4 protein-coding genes and 1 pseudogene are annotated in these 3870 nt (G+C 70.6%); 2 read left to right on the top strand and 3 right to left on the bottom strand.

The window, feature by feature from the left end; all coding sequences use genetic code 11:
- Nucleotides 1-75: 75 nt before the first annotated feature.
- Together JS521_RS34450 and JS521_RS34445 are read right to left on the bottom strand one after the other, a co-directional pair.
- Entirely contained in the window at nt 76-468 is a 393-nt protein-coding gene (locus tag JS521_RS34450) for a DUF6281 family protein (RefSeq protein WP_239488232.1), read from the bottom strand.
- A 142-nt stretch (nt 469-610) separates the two neighbouring features.
- Nucleotides 611-913 carry a hypothetical protein gene (locus tag JS521_RS34445; RefSeq protein WP_239488231.1) on the bottom strand — a complete coding sequence of 101 codons (303 nt, stop codon included), beginning with the start codon at nt 911-913 and terminating at the stop codon, nt 611-613.
- 112 nt (nt 914-1025) lie between these two features.
- Between JS521_RS34445 and JS521_RS34440 the strand changes: the two genes are divergently transcribed.
- Both JS521_RS34440 and JS521_RS34435 read left to right on the top strand, forming a co-directional pair.
- Nucleotides 1026-1685 (top strand): CatB-related O-acetyltransferase, encoded by a 660-nt coding sequence (locus JS521_RS34440; protein ID WP_205086807.1) that lies wholly within the window; start codon nt 1026-1028, stop codon nt 1683-1685.
- Nucleotides 1686-1774: 89 nt separating this feature from the next.
- A complete protein-coding gene (locus tag JS521_RS34435; RefSeq protein ID WP_205086806.1) occupies nt 1775-3007 on the top strand; it encodes a DUF6357 family protein in 1233 nt (410 codons plus the stop codon).
- A gap of 174 nt (nt 3008-3181) precedes the next feature.
- Here the strand turns inward: JS521_RS34435 and JS521_RS34430 are convergent.
- Nucleotides 3182-3430 (bottom strand): annotated as a pseudogene (locus tag JS521_RS34430) (DUF6624 domain-containing protein); the annotation flags it as partial.
- Between the last annotated feature and the right edge of the window lie 440 nt (nt 3431-3870).

Below are 3870 nucleotides of genomic sequence, written 5' to 3'. Positions count from 1 at the left end.
GTGCGGCCCCGGAGCCGCACAAGCAGACGGCGAGGCGCGGGGCGGGGCGGGAGGGGTCGAGCCCCGCGCCGTACGTCATGACCGGTCGATCAGCTCCTGGATCTCGGGCGGGAGCGTCGAGCCGGAGTAGGAGACGACGAACACGGCGTCCTCCGGTGAACCGCCCACGGCAATGGCCGTCTCAGGAGGCAGGCCCTTCACTCCGTAGGCGGATGCCTCGGCATCCTCCGCTTCGCCCTCCTCCGGGCCGCCGGTGTCGTCGCAGGGCGGCGTGGTGGCGGTGCCCCGCTCGTGCGTCACGGTGAAGTCCACGTTCGCCACGTCCCGGTAGGTCCGCCCCTGGTAGGTGACCTCGAATGCACAGGACGCCTCCACCTCGCCGCCGCCGCTGTCCGCGGTGCATCCGGTCACGGTCAGTACCATGGCCGCCGTGAGGAGGGATCCCGCGAATCGTTCGGACCAACTCATGGACGTGCTCCTTCATTGGATGCAGCGCCGAGCGAGGACGCCGCATCTGCCGAGGCCCTCGCCTTCTCAAGGACTGACGTTCTTCGCGCCCTCCCGGCCCCATCTCCAAAATCGGGTGACGCGCCCGCCCGAGCGCTTGCCGTCATTCGCTCCGGAAAGCACACACGGAGGGGAACAGGACGGCGGCGGTCGCCCCGGCGTCCGGATGACCGTCCCGCACGATGGCCAGGAGCATCGGAGTCGCGACGACGACCGAGGGGAAGACCGCGCCGCTGTGGTCGTGGACGAGCCCGCCGCCCGCGAGGCGCGAGCCTGCACCGGCGGCCTGGACGAGCCCCGTCGCGGTGGCGAGGGCGCGCAGACCGGTGGCGACGCGGTCGGGCTCGTACAGGTCGAGGGAGCCCGGCAGGTCACCCCGGTTCACCGCGTCGATCTCCTCCAGCACCACCGCATCGTCCCATCCCGCCCGGGCGGGAAACGCGTCGCGGGGCGCCCGGCCCGGATGCCAGGATGATCCGCGCCCCCGCCCACTTGTGATCCCGTCCCGGAGCGACCTCATGCCATCTGCCCCCGCCCCTTTCCCCGCGGACCCCACCGTCCTGCACCCGATGCCCGGCCAGCCGCGCGTGGTGCAGCTGAAGCCTCTGGTCACCTCGGAGCTGGTGGAGGTCGGTGACTACTCGTACTACGACGACCCCGAGCACGCCACGGAGTTCGAGACCCGGAACGTGCTGTACCACTACGGCCCCGAGCGCCTGGTGATCGGCAAGTTCTGCGCGCTGGCGACGGGGGTGCGGTTCATCATGAACGGCTCCAACCACCGCATGGACGGCCCGTCCACGTTCCCCTTCCCCACGCTGGGCGGCTCCTGGACCGACCATTTCGACCTGCTGACGAACCTCCCCAACCGGGGCGACACGGTGATCGGCAACGACGTCTGGATCGGCTACGAGGCGGTGATCATGCCGGGCGTCCGGATCGGCCACGGCGCGATCATCAGCGCCCGGTCCGTGGTCGTCTCGGACGTCCCGGACTACGGAATCGTCGGCGGCAACCCGGCCCGCCTGATCCGTACCCGGTACGAGGAGGAGGACATCGCACGGCTGCTGGCGGTGGCCTGGTGGGACTGGCCGGCGGAGCATCTGACGCGCCACATCCGTACGGTGATGTCGGGCACGGTGGCGGAGCTGGAGGCGGCGGCGCCGGGGGCTGCGTAAGGGCGGGGGGCGGGGCCCTCCGCGAAGCGAACGCCACGCATGCGAGGCTCGGGGAGAACGTGCCCCCGGCCCGCCCACCAAGGACGACGATGCGACCTCTGACCTTCAGCGACGACGAGGGTAACGAGCAGAGATGGCTCCCCGGCGGCCCTCGATCGGCTCTCGACGCGTTCGGGGAGTTCCTCGACCAACGTCTCGACGGCGAGAGCGACTGCGCGTCGCTCCGCATCGAGGACGAGGAGAACGAGGAAGCGCTGGTGCTGCTGCTCGACGAGGAGGCCTTCTGCCGGGTCAAGGGTGGGCGGAACCCCCGTACCGAGTACCGCCTCATCAGCAGCAAGAACGACTACCGGAACCTGCTCGTCAACTTCGTCCGCGCCGGTTTCGCCGCCCTCGACCGCTTCGGCCCGTGGCTGCCGGAGACCGACGGCCCCGCAGGCCTCGCCCGCGCCCGGCTGCGGGTCACGTTCGACGGATCCGTACTGCGAGCGACCCATCCTCGCGAACTGCGTCGCCGGCTGGACGTCCTCACCCGCGTCGACGGGCACGAGCCGACCACGACCGACGGGGTAACGCACCTCGGCTTCGGCAACGGCAGCGGCGACACCGTCAACGCCTGGCTGACCGCGGACGGCAGCGCACTGGTGGTGACGTTCGACCGCACCAGCCGGCTCCACTCCCCCGGTGACGCCGAGGCCGACACCGACGCGCAGGCAGCGCTGTACGAGGGCGTACCCGAAGACCTCCTCGTCCTGGTGAGGAACGCCTCCGCGGCGGACACCACGCTCCATGTCCCGCACCCCGACGGCGGCACCCTGGTGGCCGCCACCGGCGTCTTCCACCTCTCGGGCCCCTGCGCCATGGCGGACGGCCTGGTGACCCGCCTCCAGGAAGCCCGCTTGGAAATCGAGGACACCGGGGTCGGCCGGCTGCTGGAGGGCTTCCTCACGCTGAGGGACTTCACCCCCGGCACCGTCGGCGAATCAGCACCGTGGTGGAGCGCCGAGGACATCACGAGAGGCTTCGCGGCAACTGCCGCGTCGGAACAGGGGCGTTCCGCAACCGCTCCCCTCGACCAGGGGGAAGTGGACCGCTTCTGCAAGATCTGGGCCGACTCCGGCTACAACGATCGGTGGGATGTGCACTACGTCTTCTTCGACGGCCGCACCCGCGAGCAGGCGGGCGATGCCCGGGAGGAACTCCTGCGCCTGATCGAGGCGTTGGGACTCGACGGCGTCGACGCCCCGCCGGGAGCCGCCACCGGCGAGATGTGGGTGCGCACGGATCCCCGCATCGACAACGAACTTGGTCTCTGGTCGTAGGCCCCGCCCGGCCACGGATACACGAGCCACATGCGCGACTACGAGGTCCGCATCGAGACCAGCGCGCACGATGACCTTGCTCTTCTCGGACCTTCAGGTGAGTGAGATACCGGCCGGACACGGCCCCTTGCCGCGGGGCGAGGAGTAGCCGCCGCGGCTTCGGGGCGGTCACGCCTACGAGAACCGGGCGACGTACTCGTCGAAGGGCTCGATGCCGACTGCCGCGCGGAGTTCATCCATGCGCTCGGGCTCTTCACAGGGCCACGGAACCGGCGACCCGTCCTTCACCCCGGCGATCTGCGTACCGCAGACCTGCTTGCGCCCCTCATTGACCAGCGTGCGGTCGCGCAGGAAGGCCAGTTCGCGGGGGCCGGCCGACCCCGCCGACACCGCCTGCTGCATCAGCTGGAGGGCGCGACGCTGAAAGCTGGGCGAGCACGACGACACGGCCGAGCACGCCGCCCACCTCCCCGACGACGACCGGGACCTGTGGCTCATGTGGACCGGCGCCGACGCCCACCGCGTCTACCGGTTGGACACTCTCCCCCTGTGTCCCGCTCGCCTCCGTGACCTGGCCACCCGCGCCGTCACCTCGTGCGGCTACTTCGACCACCACCCCGGCCCGCACGCCTGGGCCGTGACCGACCTCTCGGCGACCTCATCATCGAGCGCCTCTACGGTGAGGTCCGGCGGCTCACCTCCGAGGATGACCACAACGCCATTGATACCGACAGTTTCTGACGGCCCGGCTGATTCACCATCGCGCTGCATCGAGGCCGCCTAGGCTGAATCGTTCCCGGGTCCGGCCAGGGATCCGGCATCGCGGGAGGGGGGGGGGAGAGGCGATCATGGGGGAACTGGAC

The sequence above is a fragment of the Streptomyces durocortorensis genome (assembly GCF_016901035.1).
Lineage (GTDB): Bacteria > Actinomycetota > Actinomycetes > Streptomycetales > Streptomycetaceae > Streptomyces > Streptomyces durocortorensis.
The sequence above is the reverse complement of the archived record's forward strand: the minus strand, read 5'-3'. Positions and strand labels throughout refer to the sequence as shown.

What these genes read in the sequence shown, in the direction of transcription:
- JS521_RS34450 (WP_239488232.1), bottom strand. Translation starts at nt 468, where the DNA reads ATGAGTTGGTCCGAACGATTCGCGGGATCCCTCCTCACGGCGGCCATG.
- JS521_RS34435 (WP_205086806.1), top strand. Translation starts at nt 1,775, where the DNA reads ATGCGACCTCTGACCTTCAGCGACGACGAGGGTAACGAGCAGAGATGG.
- JS521_RS34440 (WP_205086807.1), top strand. Translation starts at nt 1,026, where the DNA reads ATGCCATCTGCCCCCGCCCCTTTCCCCGCGGACCCCACCGTCCTGCAC.